Genomic DNA, 24,196 nt, shown 5'->3' on the forward strand with positions numbered 1-24,196 from the left:
CCTCAGACCTGGGACAGGGCGATCCCGTCGAGGATGTCGGACTCCGAGGCCCGCACGGTCCGCAGGCCCGAGTCGTGCGCCACCCGCTGGACGGCGGTGCGCCACACCAGGGCTCCGGCGCCGATGACGTCGACGCGCCCCTCGTGCATGAAGGGCATCTCCCGGCGGCGCGAGCGCGGGCTGAGCAGCAGGTCGCTGCAGGCGTCGACCACGGCGTCGACGTCGAGCTCGGCCCCGTGGATGCGGTCCCGCTGGTAGGCCGGCAGCCCCAGGGCGTGGGCGGTCACCGTGGTGACCGAGCCGGCGAGCCCGACGAGGGTGCCGACGCCGGAGAGGTCCACGGTCCCGGCCACGTCGTCGACGGCGCGGACGATGTCGGACAACGCCGCCCACACCTGGTCCTCGCCCGGCGGGTCGTCGTGCAGGTGGCGCTCGGTCAGCCGCACGCAGCCGATGTCCACCGAGCGGGAGGCCGCCACCGCGGTGCCCGTCCCGTCCCCCAGCACGAGCTCCGTCGATCCCCCGCCGATGTCGACGACCAGGTAGGGGCCCGGGGCCGCGGCGTCGCGCAGCGGTCCGGTCGCGCCCGCGAAGGACAGCGCCGCCTCCTCCTGGCCGGTGACCACCTCAGGGGTGACGTCGAAGGCCCCGAAGGCGTCCTGGACCCCGGTGACGAAGTCGGCGGCGTTGGAGGCGTCGCGGGACGCCGAGGTGGCCACGAAGCGGACCCGCTCGCAGCCCAGGTCCCGGCACTGCTCGGCGTACCCCTGCGCCGCGGCCAGGGTGCGCGCCATGGCGGCCTCGCCGATCGCCCCGGTCGCGTCGATGCCCTCGCCCAGCCGGACGATCTGCATCTGCCGGGTGACCTCGCGCAGGGCCGGGGCACCGTCACCGGGCTCGAGGTCGGCCACGAGCAGCCGGATCGAGTTGGTGCCGCAGTCGACGGCACCCACGCGCGTCATGCCGCGGACCCGCCTACCCGCCCCGCCTCGGGGTCCTCGTCCGCACCCTCGCCCCGGGGGTCGGCGTCGGTCCGGGGCTCGGGCAGCGGGTGGTGCTTGGGGCAGGAGTCGCAGCGCTCGTCGTCGACGGCGGAGACCCCCGAGCAGCAGCCGCCCTCCCACCAGTCCGGGAGGGCCGCGACGGCCTCGTCGCCCAGCGGGTTGACCCCCGGCCCCGCGGCCAGGCTGTGCGCGACGAGCACGTGGAGGCACTTGACCCGGTTGGGCATGCCACCGGCGCTGATGCCGGCGATCTCCGGCACGTGGGCCAGCTCCTCGCGGCGACGCAGGTAGTCGTCGTGCGCCTGGGCGTACTCCCAGCGCAGTCCCTCGTCCTCGGCGAGCCGCTTCGACATCGACTTCATGAGCCCCTCGCTCTCCAGGGTCGAGATCGCGCCGGTGAGCTTGGGGCAGGTGGCGTAGAAGCTGGTGGGGAAGGGGGTGCCGTCCGGCAGGCGCGGCTCGGTGCGGATCACCGTGGGGCAGCCGCAGGGGCAGCGGTGCACGATGGCGACGACCCCGCGCGGCTCACGGCCGAGCTGACGGGTGATGACCTCGAGATCCTCCTCGGTGGGAGTCTCGTCGAGCGTGGTGCGGTCGAGTTCGCTCATGTCCTTCTCTGCGGGCCGTGCTCCTACGGCTCCGTGGTCTCGGGGAGCCCCTCGTTCGCGATCGTGACCGACTCCCACACCTGGGAGTACCACGGGCTGTCCGCCCGCACGTCATCGCTCACCGGGGCCATTCCTGGCAGCGCCTCAGTGTAGTCGCTCCCGGTGTCGTCGATGACGGTGAAGGCCGTCTCGCCCTCCTTGACGAAGCGCAGCCGCTCACGGGCCTGCTGCTCCACGTAGTCCGGGTCCTCCCAGCGGGCCAGCTCGCGCTCCAGCGCGGCGATCTCCTCCTGCTCCGCGGCGATCTCCTGGTGGAGGGCGCCGATGTCGGCCCGCTGCCGAAGGAACCCGGACAGCGCCGGGGCCAGGACGAGGGCCATGACGACGAGCAGGACCCCCAGCGTGATGAGCCGGCGGACGTGCACCGGCGCCTGCCGCTGCGTCGTCGTCGCCGCGGGGCGCGACCGCCCGCCGGGCCGCCGGGCCGGGGTCCGACGGGTCGGGCCGGTGGGCCGGCTGCCGGCGCGCGAGGTGCGCCGGTCGCGCGGGCCACGGGCCGTGCTCATCGGGGCTCCTCGGACGTGGGGTGGGGTGGGTGGGACGGGTGTGGCCAGGGTATGCCGTCCGCCCGGCTGCGTGCCGGACGCCGCGCCGGGGGCACCGCGGCGTAGGGCGCGACGGGGTCGCGGGGACCGCCGCGGCCGCCGGGGGCACCCCCCGGCGGCCGCTTGCGGTGGCTCAGCCGCGGAAACGCGGGAAGGCGCCGACGCCGGCGTACACCGCCGCGTCGTCGAGCTCCTCCTCGATGCGCAGCAGCTGGTTGTACTTCGCGACGCGCTCGGAGCGGGCCGGGGCGCCGGTCTTGATCTGGCCGCAGTTGGTGGCCACGGCCAGGTCGGCGATGGTGACGTCCTCGGTCTCGCCGGAGCGGTGGCTCATCATGCAGCGGAAGCCGTTGCTCTGGGCCAGCGCGACGGCGTCCAGGGTCTCGGTGAGCGAGCCGATCTGGTTGACCTTGACCAGCAGCGCGTTGGCCGCGCGGTCGGTGATCCCCCGCTGCAGGCGCTCGGGGTTGGTGACGAAGAGGTCGTCGCCGACCAGCTGGACCTGCTCGCCCAGCTGCGCGGTCATCTGCGCCCAGCCCTCCCAGTCGTCCTCGTCGAGGGGGTCCTCGATGGAGACCAAGGGGTAGGCGTCGACCAGCTCGGCGTAGTACTTCACCATGTCGGCGGCCTTGCGCTTCTTGCCCTCGAAGGTGTACTTCCCCTTCTCGCAGAACTCGCTGGCGGCCACGTCGAGGGCCAGGGCGATGTCGGAGCCGGGCGTGTAGCCGGCAGCCGTGATGGCCTCGACGATGAGGTCGAGCGCGGCCCGGTTGGAGGCGAGGTCGGGCGCGAAGCCGCCCTCGTCGCCGAGGCCGGTCGAGAGCCCGCGCTTCTTGAGCACGGCCTTGAGCGCGTGGTAGACCTCGGTGCCCCAGCGCAGCGCCTCGCGGAAGCTCGGGGCCCCGACCGGGGCGATCATGAACTCCTGGATGTCGACGTTGGAGTCGGCGTGCGAGCCGCCGTTGAGGATGTTCATCATCGGCACCGGCAGGACGTGCGCGTTGGGGCCCCCGACGTAGCGGAACAGCGGCAGCCCGGCGGAGTCCGCGGCGGCCTTGGCCACCGCGAGCGAGACGCCGAGGATGGCGTTGGCCCCGATCTCCCCCTTGTTGGCCGTGCCGTCGGCGGCCAGCATCTCGTTGTCGACCAGCCGCTGCTCGGAGGCGTCAAAGCCCAGCAGTCGCGGCTCGAGGTCGTCCATCACGGCAGCGACGGCGTTCTCGACGCCCTTGCCGAGGTAGCGCGTCTCGTCGCCGTCGCGACGCTCGACGGCCTCGAAGGCGCCGGTGGAGGCGCCGGAGGGGACGGCGGCGCGGGCGACGGTGCCGTCGTCCAGGCCGACCTCCACCTCGACGGTGGGGTTGCCTCGGGAGTCGAGGATCTCGCGGGCGATGATGGCGTCGATGGCAGCCATGTGCGCTCCTTTCGGTGGGGCGTCTCGGGGTCGTCCGGCAGCACTGGCGGGCTCTGTCGCGCCTCAGCCTAGCGCCGCGGGCGGGCCGCAGCAGGCCCGCGCCCCGGGCCGGGCCGCCTCACCCGCTGGGCTCGCGCGCGGCCGCCTCCACCGTCCGGAGGGTATGCCGCAGCGCCCGGTCGGGGTCGACCCCCCGGGAGCGCAGGTCGAGGACGGCGCGCAGCAGGACCGCGCCGTCGTCGCCGTCGGTCTCGAGCCCGGCCGCCGCGTCGTCCAGCCACGCGCCCCGACCGTCGCGACCCAGGCGCGCGGCGACCTTGGCGGCCCGGGCGAGCGCGGGCATACCGGTGGGGATGCCGTCCAGGGGGTGGTCGCGGGAGGCCGCCCCGGCGTCGGCGCGCTCCTGCTCCTTGATCTGCTCCCAGGCACGGGCGACGTCGTCGGGCCCGTCGACCTCGCTGCCGCCGAAGACGTGCGGGTGCCGCCGGACCAGCTTGGCGACCAGCCCGGCCGCGACGTCGTCGACGTCGAACGGCTCCTCCTCGTGCTCGGCCCCGACCCGGGCGTGGAAGAGCACCTGCAGCAGGACGTCGCCCAGCTCCTCGACCGCGTGCTCACGGGCCGCACCCGTGGCCTCGTCGAGGTGGTCGAGCGCCTCCACGGCCTCGTGCGCCTCCTCGACGAGGTAGGGGGTGAGGCTGGCGTGGGTCTGCTGCGCGTCCCAGGGGCAGCCGCCGGGCGAGCGGAGCCGGTCCATGACGGCCACGGCGTCCAGCAGCCGGGAGCCGGGGGTGTCCCAGGACCCGACGAGCAGCTCCAGCGTCGGCGCGTCCTCCTCGGGCAGCTGCACGGCGAGCGCCTCGGCCAGGCCGGGGTCCCCGTCGGGCGAGCCGACCCACACGACGCGACCGGGCAGCCCGAGCAGCTCCTCCGCGCGCTGCGCGGGCGTGGCCCCCTCCGCCCGGGTCAGCGCGACGCCGGCCGCCGCCAGCGCACCCGGGGTGGGCGCGTCGGGGTCCGCCGCGAGCACGTGGTCGGCCGCCCCCAGGGCCCGCCAGGCCGCGGCCGACAGCAGCCCCGGAGCCACCCGGGGCGAGGTCAGCAGCAGGCTCAGCTCTCGGGCTGGACGATCCACTCGGGCACCTGCGGCAGGACGCCGTCACCGGCGGGGCTCCACGCACCGAAGCGCGGGTTGACCTCGACCGGCAGGGCCCCGAGGTCCTCCTGGGTGAGGGTCTGGAGCTCGGCCACGACCGGCGCCAGCTCCTCGTCGGACATCGCGGCCTGGTCGTTGATGACCGCGAGGTACTGCTGCGCGCTCACGGCCTGCACGGTGAGATCGCCGGCGTCCCCCTCGAGACCGGCGTCGGCCAGCGAGCTGCGGACCTCGCTCTCGGTCACCTCGTAGCTCGTGCCCTCGAACCAGCCGTCGAGGAGCGGGGCGATGCCCGCCTGGTAGATGACCGTCGCCGTGTCGACCGGCTCGGGCGACACCTCGCTCAGCTGCTCGGTCGCCTCCTGCACCTCCCCCACGGAGTAGCCGGTGCCGTCGATGACGACACCCTCGGTCATGCCGACCCCGCTGCACCCGGCGACGACGGCGACGACCGAGGCGGCGAGGGGGAAGGAGTATGCGCGCTTCACGGTCCCCATCATCGCACGCACCCCACGGACGACCGGCCGTGCCATGCTCGTGCTCATGAACACGCTGAGCGACGCCGTCCTCGACCCCGCCACGCGCCCACGCGTCGTCGACGCGCTCCTCGTCCTCGCCGACGCGGAGGTCTCGACCAAGAAGGGCATCTCCGGGACGATGCTCAAGACCGCCTTCGCCGGGGCGCGCCGGGCCAGCGAGAGCAACGTCCGCAAGGGGGTGGACCGCCTGCTCCCGGGCATGGCCCGGGCCCTCGACCCGCACTTCGAGGCCAAGGGCGAGACGCCCTTCGGAGCCTACCTCTCCGACCCCGCGCGGTCGGGGCAGGTCGCCGACGAGCTGCTGGCCGTCGCCGACTCGGCGGCCGCACGCGTCGAGGGCAACCCCCTCGGCCGGGTGTATGCCTCCTTCCGCGGGAAGGCGAAGGAGCACGTCGTCGCGGCGCTGCCCCGGCTCGGCACCACCCTGGAGACCTTCGTCCGCTGAGGGTGCCTGGGCACGTCATACGCAGCCTGCGCACGTCATACGCAGCCTGAGCACGTCACACGCAGCCTGTGCACGTCATACGCAGCCTGCGCAGCCTCTGCGGCCTGTGTGCACGTCATAGGCAGCCTGTGCGGCCTGTGCGGCCTGTGCGGCCTGTGCACGCCATACGCATCCTGTGCACGTCATAGGCAGCCTGAGCTCACGGTAGAACCCCTGCCCCGAGTGCGTGTGGCATGCACAGGTACGGGTGGGGCGGATGTGGCGTGCACAGGTATGCCCGGGGGCGGGTGTGGCGTGCACAGGTATGCCGGGGGGCGGGACGGGGGTCGCGATCCCACCCCCGGGGCGAGCCTCAGATCGCGCTGGCGGCGGCGATGTCGTCGAGCAGCACGGCGTGGATGAGCTGGCTGGCCCAGTCGAGGATGTCCTGGTCGCGCAGGGGCTTGCCGCCGACCGCCGCGGTCTTGGGGGCAGGCACGAGGATCTGCCGGAGCGCGGGCTTGATGATGGTGCCCCGGTAGACCCGGGTGAGCCGCAGCTGCTGGCTCTCCCGGAGGTTCTCGACGGGGGCGAACCGGACCATCTGCCCCTGCAGGGCGATGTCGCTGATGCCCGCCGCCCGGGCGACCGTGCGCAGCCGTGCCACCTCCAGCAGCGTCTGCACCGGCGGCGGCGGGGCGCCGTAGCGGTCCACCAGCTCCTCGCGGATGAGCTCGAGCCCCTGCTCGTCGCCGACCTGCGCCAGCTTGCGGTAGGCCTCGAGGCGCAGCCGCTCCCCGGGTACGTAGTCGTGCGGCAGGTGGGCGTCGACCGGCAGCTCGATCTTGACCTCGGCGGGCGCCGCCTGCCCCTCGCCCTTGAAGGCGGAGACGGCCTCGCCGACGAGCCGGACGTAGAGGTCGAAGCCGACGCCCTCGATGTGCCCGGACTGCTCGCCGCCGAGCAGGTTGCCGGCGCCGCGGATCTCGAGGTCCTTCATCGCGACCGCCATGCCGGCACCGAGGTCGGTGTGGGAGGCGATGGTCTGCAGCCGGTCCACCGCCGTCTCGGTGAGTGGCTTCTCCGGTGGGTAGAGGAAGTAGGCGTAGGCCCGCTCCCGACCACGGCCGACCCGCCCGCGCAGCTGGTGCAGCTGGGAGAGCCCGAAGGTGTCGGCCCGGTCCACGATGAGGGTGTTGGCGTTGGAGATGTCCAGACCGGTCTCGACGATCGTCGTGCACACCAGCACGTCGAAGCGCCGCTCCCAGAAGTCGACCACGACCTGCTCCAGCCGGTGCTCCCCCATCTGCCCGTGCGCCGTCTCGATGCGCGCCTCCGGCACGAGGTCGCGCAGCCGGGAGGCGACCTTCTCGATGGAGCTCACCTTGTTGTGCACGAAGAAGACCTGCCCGTCACGCAGCAGCTCGCGGCGGATCGCAGCGGCGATCTGCCGCTCGTCGTAGCCGCCGACGAAGGTCAGCACCGGGTGGCGCTCCTCCGGGGGCGTGGCCAGCGTCGACATCTCCCGGATGCCGGTGATCGCCATCTCCAGGGTGCGCGGGATGGGCGTGGCCGACATGGCCAGGACGTCGACATTGGTGCGCAGGGCCTTGAGCTGCTCCTTGTGCTCGACGCCGAAGCGCTGCTCCTCGTCGATGATGACCAGGCCGAGGTCCTTGAACCGCACCGTCGAGCCGAGCAGCCGGTGGGTGCCGATGACGAGGTCGACCGAGCCGTCCTTGATCCCCTCGACGACCTCCGCGGCCTGCTTGCTGCTCTGGAAGCGCGACAGCGCGCGCACGGTGACGGGGAACTGCGCATACCGCTCGGAGAAGGTCTGGAAGTGCTGCTGGACGAGCAGGGTCGTCGGCACGAGCACCGCGACCTGCTTGCCGTCCTGGATCGCCTTGAAGGCCGCGCGAACCGCGATCTCGGTCTTGCCGTAGCCGACGTCACCGCTGATGAGGCGGTCCATGGGCACGGTCTTCTCCATGTCCTCCTTGACCTCGTCGATGGAGACCAGCTGGTCCGGGGTCTCGGTGAAGGCGAAGGCGTCCTCCAGCTCGCGCTGCCAGGGGCTGTCCGGGCCGAAGGCGTGCCCCTGCGTGGCCTGGCGCGCGGAGTAGAGCCGGATGAGCTCGGCGGCGATCTGCCGGACGTGCTTGCGGGCCCGGGACTTCGTCTTCTGCCAGTCCGCCCCGCCCAGGCGGTGCAGCGTGGGCGCCTCGCCGCCGACGTACTTGGTCAGCTGGTCGAGCTGGTCGGTCGGCAGGTACAGGCGGTCCCCCGGCTGGCCCCGCTTGGACGGGGCGTACTCCAGGACGACGTACTCCCGGGTCGCCCCCTGCACCTGGCGCTGCGCCATCTCGACGAAGCGGCCCACGCCGTGCTGCTCGTGCACGACGTAGTCGTCCGGGCGCAGCTGCAGGGGGTCGACCTGGTGGCGGCGGCGCGAGGGCATCCGCCGCATGTCCTTGGTGCTGCCGCCGGTGCCCTGCTGGCCGGTGAGGTCGGCCTCCCCGAGGAGCACCAGCCCGTCCTCGCCGAGCAGGAAGCCACGACCCACCCGGCCGGTGGTCACCGTGAGCCGGTCGGTCGGCAGCGGCTCGTCCCCCAGCGTCTCGAGGCGCTCCACCACCTGGTGGGCGACCTCGCGCTCGGTCAGCACCTCGCCCACGCGCCGGGCCAGGCCGGGCCCGTCCAGCGCGAGGACGACCGGGCGTCCCTGCGCGACCCACCCGCGCGCGTCCGCGACGATCGCGTCGACGTCGCTGCGGTATGCCGTCGCCGGGGCGGACGGCACGTCCAGGGTGTGCAGCGCGGGCTCGTCGTCGGTCCCCGAGGGCTCGTCCGCCCCGGTCTGCTCCACGAACTCCTCGAGCGACTCGTCGGCGGCGAAGGCCGACAGCGACCACCACGGCCGGCCGGTCCCCAGCGCGTGGCTGCGCATCTGCCCGAGCGACCACGAGGAGGCGGTGCCCAGCACCTGCTGCAGGTCGATGGGGACGGCCGCGCCACCCCCGGCCGCGGCGGCCCACCCGGCCTGCATGAACTCCTCGCTCGTGCGCACGAGGTCGTGGGCGCGGGTCCGTACCCGCTCCGGGTCGAGCACCACCACGCCGGACCCCTCCGGCAGGACGTCGACCAGGGTCTCCATGCCGTCGACGAGCGCCGGGGCCAGCGACTCCATGCCCTCCACCGCGATGCCCTCGGCGATCTTGGCGAGCAGGTCCTCGGCGCCCGGCAGGACGTCGACGAGCTCGGCGGCACGGGCGCGCACCGCGTCGGTGATGAGCACCTCCCGGCACGGCGGGGCGTAGAGGCCGTGCCCCGCGATCTCCAGGCTGCGCTGGTCGGCCACCTTGAACCAGCGCACCTCCTCGACCGTGTCCCCCCAGAACTCCACCCGGACCGGGTGCTCCTCGGTCGGCGGGAAGACGTCGAGGATGCCGCCGCGCACCGCGAACTCGCCGCGCCGCTCGACCATGTCGACGCGCGCGTACGCCGCCGCCGCCAGGGCCTCGACGACCTCGGTGAGCGGGCGGTCCTCGCCCGCGCGCAGCGCCACGGGGACGAGCTCGCCCAGCCCCTTGACCAGCGGCTGCAGGAGGGCCCGGACGCTGGCGACCACGACGCGGGCCGGCCCGGTGGCCGGGTCCTGCCCGGTGAGGTCCGGGTGCGCGAGCCGGCGCAGCGTGGCCAGCCGGTGGCCGACGGTGTCCGAGCGCGGGCTGAGCCGCTCGTGCGGCAGCGTCTCCCAGCTCGGGAAGCCGGCCACCACGTCGGGCCCGCCGGGCAGCAGCTCGCCCAGCATCCCCACCAGGTCGTCGGCCTCGCGACCGGTCGCGGTGACCACCAGCAGCGGCGGGGCGGGGTCGGCGGGAGCGGTCTCCTCCTCGCGGGTCGTCAGCAGCGCCACCAGCGCCGGGTGCAGGCCCGGCGCCGCGGAGACCTCCACGGCCTGCTCACCGCGGGCGCGTGCCTCGAGCACGGCGGCGACCTCTGCCTGGGTGCGCAGGGCGGCGAGGAGGGGGGCGAGCGGCATACCGGGAGACCTCACGGGAGAGTCGGGGGGAACGACGACCCAGTCTAGGTCCGGTGACCGACGGACCCGACTCCGCAGGAGGGCGACCACCCCAGAGTGGCGGCGCGCACCCTCGTCGGGCAGGATCAGGAGGTGTGAGCCACTCGACACCTCGCTCCAGGACGCTGCGCCCGGGAGCGGCGGGGCTCCTCGCCGTGGGGGCCGCGCTGGCCCTGGCCCCGGCGGTCGCGGGCAGCGCCGCCGCGGAGCAGCCGAGCTACCTCGAGGACGCGGTCCACGACCCCGCCGACGTGCTGAGCGACGCGGAGGAGGCCGCCGCCACGGAGCAGATCGAGGCGCTGCGCGAGGAGACCGGGCTGCAGCTGTTCGTGGCCTACGTCGACACCTTCGAGGACTCCTCCGGCGCCACGGTCGGCGGTGAGGAGTGGGCCACCCTCACGGCCGAGGAGTCCGAGATGGGCACCGGCGACCTGCTGCTGGCCGTCGCCGTGGACCAGCGCGCCTACGGCGTCGGCGACGCCGGTGGCACCCTCTCCCCGGAGCAGGTCGAGACCGTGCAGCTGCAGGACATCGAGCCGCGCCTGGCCGAGGACGACTGGGCGGGGGCCGTCGAGGGGGCCACCGAGGGCTTCGCCCGCGAGTATGCCGACGCCTCCTCCGGTGGCGGTGCCGGCGTGCCCGACGGGGACCAGGTCCAGCCCACCTCCTCCGGGGGGCTGGGCGGCGCCTTCCCGCTGCTGTTCTTCGCGCCCCTGGTGGTCGGCGGGGTGGCCATGGCCGTCCGGAGCCGACAGCGGCGGCGTCCGGACCCCGGGGCCCCCGTGCCGCCCCACGCGCAGGGACGGAGCCTGCCCGAGCTGCACCGCGAGGCCGCCGAGGCGCTGGTGGGCATGGACGACGCGGTGCGCTCGGCGGGCGAGGAGCTGGACTTCGCGCGGGCGCAGTTCGGCACCCAGCGCACCGAGGCCTTCGGCGCCGCCCTGGAGCGGGCGCGGCAGGCGGCCCGGGAGGCCTTCAGCCTGCGCCAGCAGCTGGACGACGACACCGAGGAGCCGGAGAGCGTCCAGCGCGGCATGCTGGGTCGCATCCTGGACCTGACCGGGACGGCCCGTGCCGAGCTGGACGCCCGGACCCAGGAGTTCGCCCGGCTGCGCTCCTTGCAGGACCGCGCCCCGCAGTTCCTCGCCGAGCTCGCCACCCGGGCCCGGGAGACGCGGGAGCGGCTCCCCGCCGCCGAGCAGGAGCTGCGCGGCCTGGCGGCGCGCCACCCGGCCGCCGCGCTGGCGACGGTGCGCGGCAACCTCGCCCAGGCCACCAACCTGCTGGACTCGGCGGACGGCTTCGTCACGGCCGGCCGGCAGTCGTTGGAGCGGGACGACCGCGCCTCGGCGGTCGCGGCGGCGCGCGCCGCGGAGGAGTCCGTCGGGCAGGCCGCGACCCTGCTCGACCAGGTCTCCACCGCCGACGCCGAGCTGCGGGGGGCCGGGGAGGCCATCACCGCCGGGATCGCCTCGCTGTCCGCCGACCTGCAGGACGCCCGCCGGCTGGGGGCCGGTGAGCCCACGGTGGCGCAGGCGGTCCAGCGGGCGCGGGCCGCCATCGAGCAGGCGCAGACCAGCCGGGACGGCGGCGACCCGCTGCGCGCCCTGGCCGAGCTCGACGCCGCCGAGCACGACCTCGACGCCCTCCTCGAGCCGCTGCGGGAGTCGGACCGCCACCAGACCAAGCTGCGCGGGGACTTCGAGGCACGGGTGAGCCGGGTGGGGGCGCGGCTGCGCAGCATCGACCAGACCGTCGCCACCCGGCGCGGGGCCGTGAGCAGCGGCCCCCGCACCCGCATCTCGGAGGCGCTGCGGCTCTACGACGACGCGGTGGCCCAGGCGGCGGAGTCGCCCACGGCGGCGATGCAGCTGCTCACCCGCGCCGAGCAGCTCGGCGAGCAGGCCCTCACCGAGGCGCAGCGGGACGCCGACCAGTGGGGCGGCCCGGGCGGGTTCGGCGGGCCGACCTCCGGGCGCGGGCACCGCGGCATCGACCCCTGGTCGCTGGTGCTCGGCGGCATCCTCTCCGGCATGGGCAGCTCGCACCGGCACAGCGGCGGCTGGGGCGGGGGCGGGTCCTTCGGCGGCGGGGGCGGCGGCTTCGGGGGCGGCTCGTTCGGCGGCGGCTCGTTCGGTGGCGGCGGCGGAGGGGGGACGTTCTCGGGCGGCCGGTTCTGAGCCAGACCCGACCCCGCACCGGGCCGAGCGCAACCGGAGGTGGGGCGGGCACGTCATACCCTCGACATCTGACCAGCGTGACCCGCGACGACGCGGGCGGAGAAAGGACTCAGCACATGACCCAGAAGCAGACGATCCTCGGCCGGGTGGGGCAGCTCGCCCGCGCCAACATCAACGCGCTGCTGGACCGCGCGGAGGACCCGGAGAAGATGCTGGACCAGCTCGTCCGGGACTACACCAACTCCATCGCCGAGGCCGAGGAGGCGGTCGCGCAGACCATCGCCAACGTGCGGATGGCCGAGGGCGACCTGCAGACCGACCGCGAGGCCGCCGCCGAGTGGGGTCGCAAGGCCGCCGCGGCCTCGGCCAAGGCCGAGGAGATGCGCGCGGCGGGCGACCCCGACGGTGCCTACAAGTTCGACAACCTCGCACGGGTGGCGCTGGGGCGTCAGATCCAGCACGAGGAGGACGTGCGCACCGCCGAGCCCACCATCGCCCAGCAGAACCAGACCGTCGACCAGCTCAAGGCCGGTCTCGTCACCATGAAGACCAAGCTCGAGGACCTCAAGGCGCGGCGCAGCACCCTCGTCGCCCGCGCGCGCTCGGTCGAGGCGCAGGAGAAGGTCCAGGAGGCGATGTCCTCCATCGACGTCATGGACCCCAGCAGCGACCTGTCCCGCTGGGAGGAAAGCATCCGCAAGCAGGAGGCCATGGTCGCCGGGCGCGCCGAGGCGCAGTCGGCGAGCCTGGAGGACCAGTTCGCCGAGCTGGAGACCAGCAGCGGCGACGCCGAGATCGAGGCCCGCCTCGCCCAGCTGAAGAACCAGGCCCAGGGCTGACGCCACCCGCCCGCCCGCCGTGGCCGACGTGCCTCGTGCGGGTGGGCGGGGCCTGCCCGGGTGTGGGGCCCGACCGGGTCGGTGTGGCCCGCCCGGGTCGGTGGGCTTGCCCAGGTGGGTGGCCCGCCCGGTCCGGTGGGGCCCGCCCCGGTCGGTGTGGCTTGCCCACGTGGGCCTGCCCGGGTCGGTGTGGCCTGCCCAGATGAGGGGCTTGCCCTGGTGAGGTGGCCTGCCCGGGTGGGTGGCCGGTGCGGGGCGACCCGTGCGGCGGCCCCCTGCGCGCCGGGCTGGTGCCACACCAGTCACAGCGACCGCAGCAGCTTCACGACGCGTCGATATGTCCACGAGCACGGGATATTTCCGGTGCAGACAGACATTTCCCCGCATGGTGCGGCGGATGGGACCAGTGGTGCCCGTGAGGCACGGGTCCTCGGCCCACAGGATCCCCCTTCCAGAATGGACCCTCCCTGAGCAGCCTCCTCACTGAGTAGCCCCTCCCTAGGTAGCCCTCTCCCTGAGCAGCCCCTTCCCTGAGTAGCCCACTCCCTGAGCAGCCTCCCGCCCGGGGAGCAGCCTCCCGTACGGGCCTGCGCGCTCGCCGGACGGTCCGCCGTACCAGAGCGCACCCGCCAGCCGCCTCTCCCCCCGCACCGCTCTCTTTCCGTGGACCGAGCGCCCAAGCGGCAGGCCCGTCGTACGGGCCCCGGTATGCCGTCTGCTCAGCGGGCGTGGAAGCGCTGCTGGGTGGCCTCCAGCCCGAGCTGGGTCAGGTCGATCACCGCGTCTGCGCCGTCCCCGACGAGGAGCTCGGTCTCGACCCGGTCCTTGGCCGGGAAGTCGGACAGGACCCAGTCGGCCGGGTCCTGCCGGCCCGGGGGCCGCCCGATCCCCAGCCGCACCCGCAGGTAGTCCTTGCTGCCCAGCGACTGGCTGATCGAGCGCAGCCCGTTGTGACCGCCCTCGCCGCCACCGCGCTTGAGCCGCACCTGGCCGGGTTCGATGTCGAGCTCGTCGTGCACGACGACCACGCGCTCGACGGGGGTCTTGTAGAAGGACGCCAGGCCCGAGACCGGCCCGCCCGAGACGTTCATGTAGGTCATCGGCCGGGCCAGGACCGCCCGGGGGCCGGGGAGCCCGCCCGGGGCCGTGCCCAGCCGCACCTCGGCGGCCCAGGCCCGGCCGGCCTTGTGCTGACGCAGGCCCGCCCCCGCCTGCCGCGCCAGCTCCTCGACCACCATCGCGCCCACGTTGTGCCGGTTGCCGGCATACCTCGTCCCGGGGTTGCCCAGGCCGACCACCAGCCACGGCGCCTCAGTCATCGCTTCCTCGTTCCTGCTCCGACGCGGCGTGGCCGCGCCCGGACGACGCCGGGCACGGCCACGAACACGCAGGGTGCGGGCTGCTGCCCGCGACGGATCACTCGTCCTTGGCCTCGGCGTCCTCGCCCTCGGTCTCGCCGGAGCCACCCTCGGCGGCCTCGTCGTCGGACTCCTCCTGCTCGATGCCGGCCTCGGCCTCGGCCTCGGCGAGCTCGGCCTCCACGGCCTCCGCGGACAGCTGCTGGGAGACATTGACGACCAGCGCCTCCGGGTCGGTCACCAGGGTGACGCCCTCCGGCAGCTCGACCTCGCCGGCCAGCACCTGGGTGCCTGCCTCCAGGCCCTCGACGGACACCATGAGCCACTCGGGGATGCTGGTGATGGGGGCCTCGACCTCGAGCACGGAGTGGTCGGTGGTGACCAGGGTCTCCGGCGCGGCCTCGCCCTCCAGGTGGACGCCGACCTCGACGGTGACCTTCTCGCCCGCGCGGACCACGACGAGGTCGACGTGCTCGATGAAGCGCTTGATCGGGTCGCGCTGCACGTCCTTGGCCAGCGCCATGTGCGTCTCGCCCTCGACGTCCAGGGTGAGGACCGCGTTGGAGTGGCGCAGCGCGAGCATGGCCTCGTGGCCGGGCAGCGACAGGTGCAGCGGCGGGGTGCCGTGGCCGTAGAGCACGGCGGGCACCTTGTCGGCGCGACGGATGCGGCGGGCAGCGCCCTTGCCAAACTCCGTGCGCTTCTCGGCGGGAAGCTTCAGCTGGTCAGCCATGGGTGAGACCTCGTTCAGGGTATGCGGTGGGATGGGGTCAGGCCTCGACGCGGGACACGGCGCGGGGCAGCGACCACCGTGAGCTCTTCGTCGATGACGGACACCGTGCAGCATCCCTCGCCGAGGCAACGCCGGCCAGTCTATCGCCCGCCCGGGCCGGTCACGAAATCCCCCTGCGCGGTTCTGGACATCGACTTCTGGGGAGCGGGCACCAGAAACGTATGTCCAGAACGGCAGGTCAGGCGCGGCCCTCGAACATCGAGGTCACCGAGCCGTCCTCGAAGACCTCCCGGATGGCCCGGCTCAGCAGCGGCGCGATGGACAGCTGGGTGAGCTTGTCCATCGCCAGGGCCTCATCCGACAGCGGCAGCGTGTTGGTGACGACGACCTCGGTGGCGACCGAGTTGGTCAGCCGCTCGATGGCCGGGTCCGAGAAGATCGCGTGGGTCGCGGCGATGACGACCTCCTTGGCGCCGTCCTTCATGAGCGCCTCGGCGGCCTGGCAGATGGTGCCCCCGGAGTCGATCATGTCGTCGACGAGGATGCACGTGCGGCCCTCGACCTCACCGACGACGCGGTTGGCCACCGACTGGTTGGGCCGCTCCACGTCGCGGGTCTTGTGGATGAATGCCAGCGGCACCCCGCCCAGCTTGTTGCTCCACCACTCGGCGACCTTGATCCGCCCGGCGTCCGGCGAGACCACCGCGAGCTTGCGGTCGCCGTACTTCTCCCGGACGTGCTCGGACAGGATCGGCGTGGCCATGAGGTGGTCCACCGGCCCGTCGAAGAAGCCCTGGATCTGGGCGGTGTGCAGGTCGACCGTGAGGAGCCGGTCGGCCCCCGCGGTCTTGAACATGTCGGCGATGAGCCGGGCGGAGATCGGCTCGCGGCCGCGGTGCTTCTTGTCCTGGCGGGCGTAGCCGTAGAACGGGAGCACGACGGTGATGCGCTTGGCCGACCCGCGCTTGAGCGCGTCGACCATGATGAGGTGCTCCATGATCCACTCGTTGACCGGCGCCGTGTGGCTCTGGATGACGAAGGCGTCGCACCCGCGCACCGACTCGTCGAAGCGCACGTAGAGCTCGCTGTTGGCGAAGGTGTACGACTGCATCGGCACGAGGTGTGTCTCGAGCGCGTCGGCCACCTCCTCGGCGAGCTGAGGGTGCGCCCGGCCGGAGAAGACCATGAGGTTCTTCTCGGTCGTCTTGTGGATGCCCATCAGCTCTCCTGTGCGCTCTGCTCGGGGTGGGTGTCGTCGCGGTCCTGCGGAGGTATGCCGTCCGCCCCCGCGGCCTGGGCGGCGGCGGCGGTCGGGGTGCCGGCGCGGCGACGCGCGACCCAGCCGTCGACGTTGCGCTGCCGCGAGCGGGCGACCGCGATCTGCCCGGGATCGACCCGGCCCTCGATCGTGGACCCGGCCGCGACGTAGGCCCCGTCGCCGATCACGACCGGCGCCACGAGCACCGAGTCGGACCCGACGAAGCTGTGCCGCCCGACCGTGGTGTGGTGCTTGGCCACCCCGTCGTAGTTGGCGAAGATCGTGCCGGCCCCGATGTTGGCGCCCTCGCCGATCGTGGCGTCGCCGCAGTAGGTGAGGTGCGGGACCTTGGCGCCCGGGCCGATGTCGGCGTTCTTGGTCTCGACGAAGCCGCCGATCTTGCCGCCCTCGCCCAGCACCGTGCCGGGACGGAGGTAGGAGAACGGACCGACCGCCGCGCGCGGTCCGACGACCGCGTGCTCGGCCTGGGTGCGGACGACGCTGGCCCCATCCCCCACCTCGCAGTCGGTCAGCGTCGTGTCCGGACCCACGGTGGCCTCGGCGCCCACCGTGGTGGCCCCCAGCAGCTGGCTGCCCGGCCGGATGACGGTGTCCTGCCCGATGGTGACGTCGGCGTCGATCCAGGTGGTGTCCGGGTCCACGACGATCACGCCGTCGCGCATGTGCCGGGTGACCACGCGCCGGTTGAGCTCCTTGCCGAGGGCCGCGAGCTGCACCTTGTCGTTGACGCCCTCGGTCTGCATGAGGTCCGCCAAGGGGTGCGCGACGACGGTGCGGCCCTCCTCGCGGGCGATGCGGATGACGTCGGTGAGGTACTTCTCCCCCTGCTCGTTGGCCTGGCCGACCTGGGTCAGCGCGCGGCGCAGGACCTCGACGTCGAAGGCGTAGATGCCGGAGTTGAACTCCCGGATGTCCACGACGTGTGCGTAGTCGGGGTCCCCCTCCTCGCGCCGCCGACGGGCGTCCTTGAACTCCATGATCTCGGCGAGCTCGCCGTCGGCGTCCCGGACGACGCGGCCGTAGGTGCCGGCGTCGTCGACCACCGCGGAGAGCAGGGTGACGGCCGAGCCGCGCTCCTCGTGCACCCGGGTCAGCTCGAGCAGCGTCTCGCCGGACAGCAGCGGCACGTCGCCCATGGTGACCAGGACGGTGCCGGTGAGGTCGGCGGGCAGGGCGTCCAGGCCGCACTCGCAGGCCCGCCCGGTCCCGGGCACCTCGTCCTGGTCGGCGACCAGCGCGTCGCCGTCCAGCTCGGCCACGTGGGAGGCGACCCGGTCCCGCTCGTGCCGCACGACCACGGCGAGGTGCCGGGGCCCGGCCTGGCGGGCGGCATACATCGCGTGACCGACGAGGGAGCGTCCACCGATCCGGTGCAGCACCTTGGGGATCGAGCTCTTCATGCGGGTGCCCTGGCCGGCGGCGAGGACGATGACGGCAGCGGGGTGGTGGGTCGTCACGGCACCGACTGTACCTCTGCCCCGCTCGCCCCCGACCCGGCGCTTGGCATGATGGGGGCGTGACACCGAGCGCGAAGACCTCCCGACACCGGATGACCGGCCCGCAGCGGCGCCAGCAGCTCATCGAGGTGGGGCGTGCCCTGTTCGCCGAGCGCGGCTTCGAGGGCACCAGCGTGGAGCAGATCTCCGAGGCGGCGGACGTGTCGAAGCCGGTGATCTACGAGCACTTCGGCGGCAAGGAGGGGCTCTACGCCGTCGTCGTCGACCGCGAGATCCAGGCCCTGCTCGGGCAGATCACCGACGCCCTCACCGAGCACGAGGGCAACGCCCGGGCGCTGCTCGAGGCGGCGGCGATGGCCCTGCTGGACTACATCGAGACCTCCACCGACGGCTTCCGGATCCTCGTGCGAGACAGCCCGCCCGGTCAGTCGACCGGGTCCTTCGCCTCGCTCATCAGCGACATCGCGACCCAGGTCGAGCACATCCTCGCGGCCGAGTTCAAGCGACGCCGCCTGGACCCCAAGACCGCTCCGCTCTACGCGCAGATGCTCGTGGGGATGGTCGCGATCCCCGGCGGGTGGTGGCTGGACTCGCGGAGGATGAAGAAGGAGGACGTCGCCGCACACCTCGTCAACCTCGCCTGGAACGGCCTGGCCGGTATGGAGGCCCGCCCCACCCTGCGCAGCCGGGTCAAGGGCTGATCCCGCGGCCCTGCCGAGCCGAGAGGGGCCCGGGCAGCCGGGCAGGCGCCCGGGCACGAACCGTTAGGCTGGCCGGTGCTTTCCCCGGTTGCTCTGCTGGTAGGGGCCGCCTGACTTTGAATCAGGATTAGCGACGTAGGTTCGATTCCTACCCGGGGAGCCCTCCCACCCCACCGAGCGCCGCCAGTGGTTGCCCCCCACCCCACCGAGCGCCGCAAGTGGTTGCCCCCACCCCACCGAGCGCCGCGAATGGTTGCCCCCCACCCCACCGAGCGCCGCGAATGGTTGCCCTCCACCCCACCGAGCGCCGCCAATGGTTGCCCTCCACCCCACCGAGCGCCGCCAATGGTTGCCCCCCACCCCACCGAGCGCCGCCCATGGTTGCCCTGCGCCGGACCGGCCGTACGGCGGTCGCCTACTGTGGTGCCATGAGCGAGGTGCCGGACGACGAGGTCGACCGCATCGTCGCCGCCTGGGGCCGTGAGCGCCCGGACCTGGACGTCTCCCCGCTCGAGGTGCTCTCGCGGGTCTCCCGGCTCGCCCGCCACCTGGACCTCGCCCGCCGGGACGCCTTCGGGGCGCACGGTCTGGAGTCCTGGGAGTTCGACGTCCTCTCGGCGCTGCGCCGGGCCGGCGACCCCTACGAGCTCACGCCCACCCAGCTGGTGCGGCAGACGCTCGTCACCAGCGGCACCATGACCAACCGGATCAGCCGACTGGTCGAGCGGTCGCTGGTCGAGCGGGTCGCCTCGGAGGCGGACCACCGCTCCACGCTGGTCCGGCTGACCGCGACCGGGCGGGACGTCGTCGACGCGGCGCTGGCCGACTTGGTCGCCGACGAGCGAGGGCTGCTCCAGGGCGTGCCGCCGGGCCGTCAGGCCGAGCTGGCCCAGCTGCTCAAGGGGCTGCTGGCTCCCTTCGACGGCGCCTGAGCACCCGCTCCCCCGGAGGGCTCCTCGCCACGCGACCCTGACGACGTACCACCGCCTGCGCGATCCTCTCCGTCAGCCCGCGATCCGTGAGCCCGCCCGGCGCCGGCCTGGCTCGACCACTCAGCCCTCGGCTGCCTCCGAGGCCTCGAGCCACTCCAGCTCCAGCGCCTCCTCCTGGGCGCGCAGGTCCGCGTCCTGCGCGGTCAGCCGGCCCAGCTCCCCGGGGTCGGTCGCCGCGGCGGCCATCTGCTCGTGCAGGCGCACCTGCTGGGTATGCAGCCGGTCCAGCGCCTTCTCCACCCGCGCCAGGGTCTTGCGCGCCTCGCGCACCTGCGCCGGCGAGTACGCCGACATCCCGCCGCCCGGGCCGGACCCGGCTCCGGCCGACCCGGCTCCGGCACCACCGGAGCCGGCGCCACCGGCCGCACCGGACGGCATACCCGCACTGCGACCCCCCGAGCCGCGAGCCCCGCCCCGGGAGCGCTCGCGACGCAGCCGGAGGTACTCCTCCACCCCGCCGGGCAGGTCCCGCAGCGACCCGTCGCCGAGCAGCGCGACCTGCCGGTCCGTCATCCGCTCCAGCAGGTAGCGGTCGTGCGAGACGACGAGCAGCGTGCCGGCCCAGCCGTCCAGCACGTCCTCCATCGCGGTGAGCGTGTCGATGTCGAGGTCGTTGGTGGGCTCGTCGAGGAGGAGCACGTTGGGCTCGTCCATGAGCAGCCGGACGAACTGCAGCCGCCGCCGCTCCCCGCCGGACAGGTCGCCGACCCGCGACTGCTGGCGCCCGCCGGAGAAGCCGAGCCGCTTGGCCAGCGAGCTCGCCGACACCTCCTTGCCGCCGATGACCGTGAACGAGCGCACCTCGGTGATGGCGTCGATGACGCTCCACCCGGCCACCCGGTCCAGCTCGCGCAGCTCCTGCGTGAGGCAGGCCATGCGCACGGTCTTGCCGGTCTTGAGCTTGCCGGCGGCCAGCGGGTGCTCCCCCTGAAGGACGCGCAGCAGCGTCGACTTGCCGGCGCCGTTGACCCCGACCACCCCGAACCGGTCGCCCGGCCCGATCCGCCACGTCACCTCGGTCAGCAGGTCGCGCTCCCCCACCCGGATCGTGGCGCCCAGCAGGTCGAGGACGTCCTTGCCCAGCCTCGTCGTGGCGAAGCGCACCAGCTCGACGCTGTCCCGGGGCGGAGGCTCGCCCTCGATGAGCTCGGTCGCCGCCTCGATGCGGAACTTCGGCTTGCTCGTGCGCGCCGGGGCACCGCGCCGCAGCCAGGCCAGCTCCTTGCGGGCGAGGTTGGCCCGCCGCTCCTCGGTCACCCGCGCGATGCGCTGCCGCTCGACCTTGGCGAGGACGTAGGCCGCGTAGCCCCCCTCGTAGACGTGGACCTCGCCGTCGGACACCTCCCAGGTCAGGGTCGACACGGCGTCGAGGAACCAGCGGTCGTGGGTGACGACGACCAGCGCGTTGCCGGGCTGCGGCCTCCGGCCCGAGAGGTATGCCGCGAGCCAGGCGACCCCCTCGACGTCCAGGTGGTTGGTGGGCTCGTCGAGCACGAGCAGGTCCGGGTCGGCGACGAGCAGCGAGGCGAGCGCGAGGCGGCGCCGCTCGCCACCGGAGAGCGGCCCGACGACGGCGTCCCAGCCGCCGACGGCCGGCGCGGCGGTGCCGCCGAGCAGCCCGTCGAGCACCTCCCGCACCCGGGCGTCCCCCGCCCACTCGTGCTCGTCGAGGTCGCCGAGCACGACCTCCCGCACGGTGGCGTCGGGGGCGAGCACGTCGGTCTGGCTGAGCATGCCGACGGAGACGTCACCGGTCCGCACGACCCGGCCGGCGTCGAGCGTGCGCCGCCCGGTGAGGACCGACAGCAGCGAGGTCTTGCCCCCGCCGTTGCGGCCGACGACCCCGATCCGGTCACCGTCGAGCACCCCGACGGACACCTGGTCGAGCAGCACCTGGGTGCCGGCGAGCAGGTGCGCGCGGTCGAGGGTGACGAGGCTGGCGCGAGCGGGCGCCATCAGCCGACCACCGGGCCGAGCGGCCCGGGGCGGTCGGGGTCGGTCCGCGGGCGGGTCGGCTCGGGGCCGCTGCGGTGGTGGACGATCTGCGCGCCCGGCACCGGGCCCACGGCCCGCACGATGTCGCCGGTCGGCCCGTTGGCCGCCAGCCCGACCGACAGGTCGATCGCCTCGGTCTGCGAGCCGACGAGGAAGGCGACGGTCGGTCCGGAGCCGGACACGAGCGCGCCCCGGGCGCCCAGGTCGAGCCCGGCGGCGAGGGCCTCCGCCAGCGACGGCTGCAGCGACACGGCCGCCTCCTGCAGGTCGTTGCACAGGGCGTCGGCCACCTCATCGGTGTCCATGCGCCGCAGCGCGGCCATGAGCGCACCGGACGGCTCGGGTGCCGGCACCTCGACCCCGGCCTCCTCGCGCAGCCGGTCGCACTCGGCATACACCTCCGGGGTGGACAGCGAGAGTCCCTCCCCCGCCCACAGCACCCAGTGCAGCTCGCCGCGGGCGAGCACGGGCGTGACCTGCTCCCCGCGGCCGCTGCCGATCGCGGTGCCGCCGTGCAGCAGGAAGGGGATGTCCGAGCCCAGGCTGGCGGCGACGAGCTCGAGCAGGTCGTTCTCGACGTGGTCCAGGCCCCACAGCTCCCGGCAGGCGACGAGCGCCGCGGCGGCGTCCGCGCTGCCACCGGCCATACCCCCGGCCACCGGGATGTGCTTGTCGATGTCGATGCGCACCGGGTCGACCTTGGCCCGGCGGCCGCGCCTCTTGGCGAGCGTCTTGGCCGCGACCAGGGCCAGGTTGCTCTCGTCGGTGGGGACCCGCTCGCCCCAGGGTCCGGTGACGTGCACCGACCAGCGCTCGGCGGGCTGCACGGTCACCGTGTCGTAGAGGCTCACGGCGTGGTAGATCGTCGACAGCTCGTGGTAGCCGTCCTCACGCAGCGGCCCGACCGAGAGCCCGAGGTTGATCTTGCCGGGCACCCGGACGGTGACGGAGTGCGCCTGCGTGCCCGTGGTCATGACCTCACCCTATGGTGTCGCCCCCGGTGCGGCGCCCCCGGCGTCAGCCCTCTGCCCCAGCGTCCTGACCTGCGGCGGCGTCGGCGATGCGGGTGAAGTCCGCGACGGTCAGCACCTCGCCGCGGGCCCGGGGGTCGACCCCGGCCGCGAGGAGGTGCGCCTCGGCCTGGGCGGCGGAGCCCGCCCACCCGGCCAGCGCCGCCCGCAACGTCTTGCGGCGCTGGGCGAAGGCGGCGTCGACGACCGCGAAGACCTGCTCCCGGGTCGCCACGGAGGCGGGCGGCTCGCGACGGACCATGCGCACCAGCCCCGAGTCGACGTTGGGCGCCGGCCAGAAGACCTGCCGGCCGATGCGCCCGGCGCCGGTGACGTCGGCGTACCAGGCGGCCTTGACGCTCGGCACGCCGTACGCCTTGCTCCCCGGCCGCGCGGCGAGCCGCTCGGCGACCTCGAGCTGCACCATGACGAGGACGGTGCGCAGGGTGGGGACGGTGGCGAGCAGGTGCAGGACGACGGGCACGGCCACGTTGTACGGCAGGTTGGCGACCAGGGCGGTCGGCGGTGGGTCGGGCAGCTCGGTCACCCGCAGCGCGTCGGTATGCCGCACCGTCAGCCGGTCGGCGAGGTCCGGGGCGAGGTCGGTCACCGTCCGCGGCAGCTGGGTCGCGAGGGCGGGGTCGATCTCCAGGGCCGTGACGTGCCGGACCTGCGGCAGCAGCGCCAGGGTCAGCGATCCCAGGCCCGGGCCGACCTCGAGCACGACGTCCTCCGGCCCGACGCCGGCGGCGCGCACGATACGGCGCACCGTGCCCTTGTCGATGACGAAGTTCTGCCCCCAGTGCTTGGTCGGGCGGATGCCCAGCCGGTCGGCGAGCTCCCGGACCTGCGCCGGCCCGAGGAGCGCGGCTCCCGGCGGGTCGGTCGGCTCGACGTCGGGGTCCGCACTCACGAGCGACATCCTCCCACGCGCCCGGGCGGGGGAGCGGACGGGTGGACGGTCACCAGGGTCCGTAGACCGACTCGCTCGTGGCCGAGATCGCCTCGCACAGCTGCGGCACGGAGGTGTTGAGCGTGGCGGCCATGGCGCGGACCGTGAGCGGCACGAGGTAGGGCGCGTTGGCCCGACCCCGGTGCGGGGTCGGCGTGAGGTAGGGCGCGTCGGTCTCGACGAGCAGGTGCTCCAGCGGGGTGACGGCCAGCGCGTTGCGCAGGCCCTGCGCGTTCTTGAAGGTCACCGTGCCGGCGAAGGACAGGTAGTAGCCGCGCCGGACGCACTCGCGGGCCATCTCCATGTCGCCGGAGAAGCAGTGCAGGACGGTCTTCTCCGGAGCACCCTCCTCGGCGAGGATCCGCAGCACGTCGTCGTGGGCGTCCCGGTCGTGGATCTGCAGGGCCAGCCCGTGCTCCTTGGCCAGCGCGATGTGCCGCCGGAAGGCGTGGTGCTGCGCCGCGACGCCCTCGGGCCCGGTGCGGAAGTAGTCGAGCCCGCTCTCGCCGATGACCCGGACGCGCGGGTGCCGTGCGAGCTCGCCGATCTCGTCGATGACGTCGTCGAGGTCGCCCGCGGCCTCGTGGCCCGGTGCCTCGTTGGGGTGGATCGCGACCCCGCCCAGCACGGCGGGGTGCCCGACCGCGACCCGCACCGTCCACCGCGCGGCCGCCAGGTCGCTGCCGATCTGGACCAGCCGGTCCACCCCGACGGCGCGGGCCTGGTCCACGACCTCCTCCAGAGGCTGCACGGGCGCGTCGTCCCGGGAGATGTCCAGGTGGCAGTGGTTGTCCGCCACGGGGATCGGCAGCGGGTCGGGGGCCGGCGGCCGCCCGCCCTCGCGGTCGCCGCTCATCGGGCGGTGG

At 74.0% G+C, this 24,196-nt stretch carries 20 protein-coding genes and 1 tRNA gene; 6 read left to right on the plus strand and 15 right to left on the minus strand.

Annotation, left to right across the window (positions count from 1 at the left end):
* Window positions 1-2: 2 nt before the first annotated feature.
* The 6 genes from AVL62_RS06720 to AVL62_RS06745 all read right to left on the minus strand — a co-directional run bounded on the left by AVL62_RS06720 (window position 3) and on the right by AVL62_RS06745 (window position 5,275).
* Window positions 3-962, minus strand: a complete 960-nt coding sequence (locus AVL62_RS06720) for an exopolyphosphatase (RefSeq protein WP_058890867.1) — start codon at window positions 960-962, stop codon at window positions 3-5.
* Window positions 959-1,612: a DUF501 domain-containing protein gene (locus tag AVL62_RS06725; protein ID WP_058890868.1), complete on the minus strand. Its 654-nt coding sequence runs from the start codon at window positions 1,610-1,612 to the stop codon at window positions 959-961. Before AVL62_RS06725 ends, AVL62_RS06720 begins: the two co-directional genes overlap by 4 nt.
* 23 nt (window positions 1,613-1,635) lie before the next feature.
* A complete protein-coding gene (locus AVL62_RS06730) occupies window positions 1,636-2,178 on the minus strand; it encodes an FtsB family cell division protein (protein WP_058890869.1) in 543 nt (180 codons plus the stop codon).
* Window positions 2,179-2,350: 172 nt separating this feature from the next.
* On the minus strand, window positions 2,351-3,631 hold the full coding sequence (eno, locus tag AVL62_RS06735; RefSeq protein WP_058890870.1) for a phosphopyruvate hydratase: 1,281 nt from the start codon (window positions 3,629-3,631) through the stop codon (window positions 2,351-2,353).
* Between the two features lie 118 nt (window positions 3,632-3,749).
* A complete protein-coding gene (locus AVL62_RS06740; protein WP_058890871.1) occupies window positions 3,750-4,766 on the minus strand; it encodes a MazG family protein in 1,017 nt (338 codons plus the stop codon).
* Window positions 4,742-5,275, minus strand: a complete 534-nt coding sequence (locus AVL62_RS06745) for a hypothetical protein (RefSeq protein WP_153011703.1) — start codon at window positions 5,273-5,275, stop codon at window positions 4,742-4,744. Before AVL62_RS06745 ends, AVL62_RS06740 begins: the two co-directional genes overlap by 25 nt.
* Before the next feature lie 55 nt (window positions 5,276-5,330).
* Here AVL62_RS06745 and AVL62_RS06750 point away from each other — a divergent pair, with 55 nt between their 5' ends.
* Window positions 5,331-5,771 carry a DUF6918 family protein gene (locus AVL62_RS06750; protein ID WP_153011704.1) on the plus strand — a complete coding sequence of 147 codons (441 nt, stop codon included), beginning with the start codon at window positions 5,331-5,333 and terminating at the stop codon, window positions 5,769-5,771.
* A 352-nt stretch (window positions 5,772-6,123) separates the two neighbouring features.
* On the opposite strand, the gene mfd is transcribed toward AVL62_RS06750, so the two are convergent.
* Window positions 6,124-9,795 (minus strand): transcription-repair coupling factor, encoded by a 3,672-nt coding sequence (gene mfd / locus AVL62_RS06755; RefSeq protein ID WP_058890874.1) that lies wholly within the window; start codon window positions 9,793-9,795, stop codon window positions 6,124-6,126.
* Window positions 9,796-9,929: 134 nt separating this feature from the next.
* Here mfd and AVL62_RS06760 point away from each other — a divergent pair, with 134 nt between their 5' ends.
* Together AVL62_RS06760 and AVL62_RS06765 are read left to right on the plus strand one after the other, a co-directional pair.
* The gene (locus tag AVL62_RS06760; protein WP_153011705.1) at window positions 9,930-12,014 is read left to right on the plus strand and encodes a TPM domain-containing protein; all 2,085 of its coding nucleotides are present in this window, start codon (window positions 9,930-9,932) and stop codon (window positions 12,012-12,014) included.
* Window positions 12,015-12,130: 116 nt separating this feature from the next.
* Window positions 12,131-12,853, plus strand: a complete 723-nt coding sequence (locus AVL62_RS06765) for a PspA/IM30 family protein (protein WP_058890876.1) — start codon at window positions 12,131-12,133, stop codon at window positions 12,851-12,853.
* Window positions 12,854-13,572: 719 nt separating this feature from the next.
* Here AVL62_RS06765 and pth read toward each other — a convergent pair.
* The 4 genes from pth to glmU form a co-directional block, all read right to left on the minus strand.
* The gene (gene pth, locus AVL62_RS06770) at window positions 13,573-14,172 is read right to left on the minus strand and encodes an aminoacyl-tRNA hydrolase (protein ID WP_058890877.1); all 600 of its coding nucleotides are present in this window, start codon (window positions 14,170-14,172) and stop codon (window positions 13,573-13,575) included.
* Between the two features lie 97 nt (window positions 14,173-14,269).
* Complete coding sequence (locus AVL62_RS06775) at window positions 14,270-14,944, minus strand: 50S ribosomal protein L25/general stress protein Ctc (RefSeq protein WP_058890878.1); 675 nt, start codon at window positions 14,942-14,944, stop codon at window positions 14,270-14,272.
* 238 nt (window positions 14,945-15,182) lie between these two features.
* Window positions 15,183-16,163 carry a ribose-phosphate diphosphokinase gene (locus AVL62_RS06780; RefSeq protein ID WP_058890879.1) on the minus strand — a complete coding sequence of 327 codons (981 nt, stop codon included), beginning with the start codon at window positions 16,161-16,163 and terminating at the stop codon, window positions 15,183-15,185.
* Window positions 16,163-17,680 (minus strand): bifunctional UDP-N-acetylglucosamine diphosphorylase/glucosamine-1-phosphate N-acetyltransferase GlmU, encoded by a 1,518-nt coding sequence (glmU, locus tag AVL62_RS06785; protein WP_058890880.1) that lies wholly within the window; start codon window positions 17,678-17,680, stop codon window positions 16,163-16,165. The genes AVL62_RS06780 and glmU overlap by 1 nt, the downstream gene beginning before the upstream one ends.
* A gap of 92 nt (window positions 17,681-17,772) precedes the next feature.
* On the opposite strand from glmU, the gene AVL62_RS06790 reads away from it, so the two are divergent.
* From AVL62_RS06790 to AVL62_RS06800, 3 genes are all read left to right on the plus strand, one after another.
* Window positions 17,773-18,381: a TetR/AcrR family transcriptional regulator gene (locus AVL62_RS06790; RefSeq protein WP_058890881.1), complete on the plus strand. Its 609-nt coding sequence runs from the start codon at window positions 17,773-17,775 to the stop codon at window positions 18,379-18,381.
* Window positions 18,382-18,462: 81 nt separating this feature from the next.
* A tRNA-Gln gene (locus AVL62_RS06795) sits at window positions 18,463-18,541 on the plus strand.
* Between the two features lie 268 nt (window positions 18,542-18,809).
* Window positions 18,810-19,313: a MarR family winged helix-turn-helix transcriptional regulator gene (locus tag AVL62_RS06800; protein ID WP_058890882.1), complete on the plus strand. Its 504-nt coding sequence runs from the start codon at window positions 18,810-18,812 to the stop codon at window positions 19,311-19,313.
* A 120-nt stretch (window positions 19,314-19,433) separates the two neighbouring features.
* Here AVL62_RS06800 and AVL62_RS06805 read toward each other — a convergent pair whose 3' ends face one another.
* The 4 genes from AVL62_RS06805 to AVL62_RS06820 are packed head-to-tail and all read right to left on the minus strand — an operon-like array spanning window position 19,434 to window position 24,186.
* Window positions 19,434-21,329 carry an ABC-F family ATP-binding cassette domain-containing protein gene (locus AVL62_RS06805; protein ID WP_058890883.1) on the minus strand — a complete coding sequence of 632 codons (1,896 nt, stop codon included), beginning with the start codon at window positions 21,327-21,329 and terminating at the stop codon, window positions 19,434-19,436.
* Window positions 21,329-22,342, minus strand: a complete 1,014-nt coding sequence (locus tag AVL62_RS06810) for a 4-(cytidine 5'-diphospho)-2-C-methyl-D-erythritol kinase (RefSeq protein ID WP_058890884.1) — start codon at window positions 22,340-22,342, stop codon at window positions 21,329-21,331. The genes AVL62_RS06805 and AVL62_RS06810 overlap by 1 nt, the downstream gene beginning before the upstream one ends.
* Window positions 22,343-22,385: 43 nt before the next feature.
* Complete coding sequence (gene rsmA / locus AVL62_RS06815) at window positions 22,386-23,300, minus strand: 16S rRNA (adenine(1518)-N(6)/adenine(1519)-N(6))-dimethyltransferase RsmA (protein ID WP_058890885.1); 915 nt, start codon at window positions 23,298-23,300, stop codon at window positions 22,386-22,388.
* 40 nt (window positions 23,301-23,340) lie between these two features.
* Window positions 23,341-24,186: a TatD family hydrolase gene (locus AVL62_RS06820; RefSeq protein ID WP_058890886.1), complete on the minus strand. Its 846-nt coding sequence runs from the start codon at window positions 24,184-24,186 to the stop codon at window positions 23,341-23,343.
* Between the last annotated feature and the right edge of the window lie 10 nt (window positions 24,187-24,196).

It is taken from the genome of Serinicoccus chungangensis, assembly GCF_001483745.1.
Taxonomy (GTDB): Bacteria; Actinomycetota; Actinomycetes; order Actinomycetales; family Dermatophilaceae; genus Ornithinicoccus; species Ornithinicoccus chungangensis_A.